This is a genomic window from Candidatus Aegiribacteria sp. (assembly GCA_021108435.1).
Classification (GTDB): Bacteria; Fermentibacterota; Fermentibacteria; order Fermentibacterales; family JCC-6; genus Aegiribacteria.
In genome coordinates this window covers 1-3,942 of the sequence record JAIOQY010000211.1, presented here as the reverse complement: position 1 = coordinate 3,942, position 3,942 = coordinate 1, and the positions used below count along the sequence as shown (strand labels likewise).

Below are 3,942 nucleotides of genomic sequence, written 5' to 3'. Positions count from 1 at the left end.
AATACGTCCAGTACTCACTCAACGGGCAGCCAGTTATACAGATACCCAGGCTTAATACAGACTGGTATACTTACATGCAGAACGATCTGCATCATGGCTTTTCCGAGTCACCTGCCCCTACGGACAACACGATACTCTGGACTGCGCTGGTCACCGGAGATACCCACGAGTTCCCAACGCCTGTGATAGTAGATGGAATTGTGTACTACCCTTCCAACGATGGTACTGACTCTCTCTACGCCCTTGATGCTGCTACAGGCGAATTGATATGGAAATATTGGGTGGGTTATTCAGATGATGCGGTTACAGTAAACAACGGCTATCTGTACATCGCAAGCGATTCACTGTGGTGCCTGGATGCCAATACAGGTGAGAAGATATGGGCAACAGATGCTGCAGATGGAGGTGGGAGTACACCTGCAGTGGTTGACGGCAGGGTGTACTGTGGACGACGTGATTGGTCTCTAGTCATATCTTATATCTATTGTTTTGATGCAGCCAACGGAGTGGAAATATGGACGGAAACACTCTCCGGATTAATGGTGAGTTGCATGACTGTATGGAACGGTTTTGTATTTATCCCCACATTTCATAATAACAGCGAGACCCCTTTGTATGCCTTAGATGCCAATACAGGCTCGATCATCTGGGAAAATACCGACTCATATACAGGCTACTGGGATTCATCTCCGGTGGTTGTTGATAGTGTGATCTATATCGGTGGTAACTGGGGAAGTATGCTTGCAATTGATGCATTGACTGGGGTTACTGTATGGGAGAATGAAATGTACCCTGGTTCGAGCTTTAATCCTACTCCTGCATATCACGATGGCAAACTATACTTTGGTTTCGGAGGCTATCACTGTCTTGATGCATCCACCGGTAGCACAATCTGGTCGGTACCAGGAGAGCAGCACGGTTCTTCCGGCATCGCTGATGGTATCGTTTTCTACGGCGAACTGCTCAATTATCCGGATAATGCCGAAGTCATCGCGCTGGACTGTGATACCGGGGAAGAGATCTGGTCGTACACAATCAGCTCGAATTTGATCTTCTCCAGCCCAGCCATCACAGACGGTGTTGTTTACATAGCTGGAATGGACTGGAATCTCTATGCCTTTGGCACCGGTCTGAAATACACCTACCTGGACGATCTGTATGCAGATGTGGGATCGAACGAGCTGATAGTAACATCCTTCGACGAAGGTATTCCTGTTGCCGCAGACACAATTAGCTTCACCGTTACCGGGACAGGGATCACCCTGGAGCCTTCCCACCGCCTTGGTCTTTGCGCTAGCCCGAATCCTTTCTACTCTTCAGCATTTATTACATTCGAGCTTTCCGAACCGGGATACACGTTAATTGAAATGTATGACCTTTCTGGCAGAATGGTTTCTACCCTTGAAAGTTCAGAGCTTATGGCTGGAGAACATTCTGTACAGTGGGATGGAAGAAGACAGAACGGGGAGCCTGTTTCAGCCGGACTTTACTTCTGCAGGATCCAATCCGGAAGTATCACGGAAACAACCGGCCTGTGTCTGCTGAGATGACGGATTCAAAAGCGTAATTACTGTATAGAAGAATGGAGAACTTATTATGGGAATCACAGTCTGCTTTGTACTTTTTGTTATTTCCGCTACCGGCGTGAATATCACGGAACCTGTTGACGGAGAGACCTATGACGGCGACTGGCTTACTGTCAGGGCTATTGTGGAGAACGAGAACGAGATACCTGAATATGTCCAGTACTCACTCAACGGGCAGCCGGTAGTGCAGATTCCCCGGTTGAATACCGACTGGTACACATATATGCAGAATGATCTGCATCATGGCTTTTCAGAATCGCCTGCCCCGACGGACAACACGATACTCTGGACCGCGCAGGTCACCGGAGATTCTCACGAGTTCCCAACGCCGGTAATCGTGGATGAAATTGTGTACTATCCATCCAACGATGGTACTGACTCTCTATACGCCCTTGATGCAGCTACCGGTGAACTGATCTGGAAATACAGGACTGGTACTACAGATGACGCGGTAACAGTTAAAGATGGCTACCTTTATACTGCCAGTGATTCACTGTGGTGCCTGGATGCCCTGACCGGTGAGAGAATCTGGGCTTCTGGTGATGCTGATGGTGGAGGTAGCACACCTGCAGTGGTTGATGGAAGAGTGTACTGTGGGGAAAGCCAAAGTGTCTATTGCTTTGATGCGGCAACAGGCACAGAGATATGGTCGGAAACACTCTCAGGAATAATGGTGAGTTGCATGACGGCCTGGAACGGTATGGTATTTGTCCCAACATGTGAATTCAGCAGCGAGGCTCCTTTGTATGCCCTGGATGCCAGTACAGGCTCAATCATCTGGGAAAACACCGATAGCTATGAAGGTTACTGGGACTCATCTCCGACTGTTGTGGACAGTTTGATCTACATAAACGGATTCGACGGTAAAACGAGGGCAATTGACGCAATAACAGGGATTACCGTCTGGGAGGCATATATTGGTCCCGCCCACTCTACCACAGCAACCCCTGCTTATCACAACGGAATGCTATACTTTGGAGACCAGGGGATTACCTATTTCTGTCTGGATGCCAGCACCGGCAGTACAATATGGTCAGTTCCAGGCGGTCAGCATGGCTCTTCCGGCATTGCGGACGGCATGGTTTTTTATGGCGAGTATTACAACCCTGATGGTGCCAGAGTCATTGCACTGGACTGTGACACCGGGGAAGAGATCTGGTTCTACGAAACCGGTGGTGAGTGGATTCAATCCAGCCCGGCCATCACAGACGGAATTGTTTACATTGCTGCCACCGACTGGAATCTCTACGCCTTTGGAACCGGTTTGAAGTACACTTATCGAGACGATCTGTTCGCGGATGTGGGGTCGAACGAGCTGATAGTGACATCCTTCGACGAAGGAGTTCCTGTTGCCGCAGACACCATAAGCTTTACTGTAACAGAAACAGGGATCAACCTGGAGCCTTCCCACCGCCTTGGTCTTTGCGCCAGCCCGAATCCTTTCCATTCCTCAGCATTCATTTCATTCGAGCTTTCAGAACCGGGATTCACCTCAATTGAAGTGTATGACCTTTCCGGCAGAATAGTCTCTACCCTTGAAAACTCTGAACTTGCTGCAGGAGCCCATACTGTGAACTGGGACGGAAGAAGCCGGAACGGAGAGCCTGTTTCAGCCGGCCTTTACTTCTGCCGGATACAATCCGGAAATATCACGGAAACAACCGGCCTGTGCCTGTTGAGATGAGAAGCCATAAAAGGTAGCCGCAGTAAATTTGGAATGGAACTGAGAGAAACGAATCTTTAGAAACGCGGAGGAAAGATATGAAGAATTTAATTGTCTTCGCGACGAAGTATGGCAGTGTTACAAACGCGGCAAAACTTCTTGCGGGAGAACTCCAGGGTACGACGGATCTTGTCAGACTTGGACATGATGATCTGCCAACACTTGATGAATACGATTCTGTAGTGGTTGGCGGCTCCATCTACATAGGAAATATACAGAAAGAGGTTAAAGAATTCTGCTGGGATTTCAAGGCGGAGCTGCTTGAAAAGAAACTTGGTCTGTTCATCTGCGCGGGAGAAAAGAACGAAGAAAAACGAATGGATGCCATCAGGAAGAATTTCCCGACAGAGCTGATTGATAACTCAACCGCGACAGGGTGGTTCGGACATGAGGTTCATTTCGAGAAAGCTTCTTTCATGGACAGAACCGCCATACGACTCATCATGGGTGTAAAGAAAAGTTTTTCTGATCTGAAGAAGGAGAACATCGCTGAATTCGCCGCGAAGATGAACATAGGGGCCGGGCCTAACATTTAAACATTTTCTTCGGGGATACGCATTGGTGCAGGGGACACGCAGCAGAGCCTGCATGTTCCCTGGCGATGGTAAATGTTTAAATGTTAGGCCCGGCCCC

Annotated in this window: 3 protein-coding genes; all 3 read left to right on the top strand. The window is 48.7% G+C overall.

Annotated elements, in window-relative coordinates; all coding sequences use genetic code 11:
- Positions 1-1,550, top strand: a 1,550-nt coding sequence (locus tag K8R76_12990; GenBank protein ID MCD4849090.1) for a PQQ-binding-like beta-propeller repeat protein, incomplete at its 5' end; no start/stop codon positions are given.
- Between the two features lie 46 nt (positions 1,551-1,596).
- Positions 1,597-3,270, top strand: coding sequence for a PQQ-binding-like beta-propeller repeat protein (locus tag K8R76_12985; GenBank protein ID MCD4849089.1), 1,674 nt, complete (start codon positions 1,597-1,599; stop codon positions 3,268-3,270).
- Positions 3,271-3,347: 77 nt separating this feature from the next.
- Positions 3,348-3,845, top strand: a complete 498-nt coding sequence (locus K8R76_12980; GenBank protein ID MCD4849088.1) for a flavodoxin domain-containing protein — start codon at positions 3,348-3,350, stop codon at positions 3,843-3,845.
- The last annotated feature ends 97 nt before the right edge of the window (positions 3,846-3,942 follow it).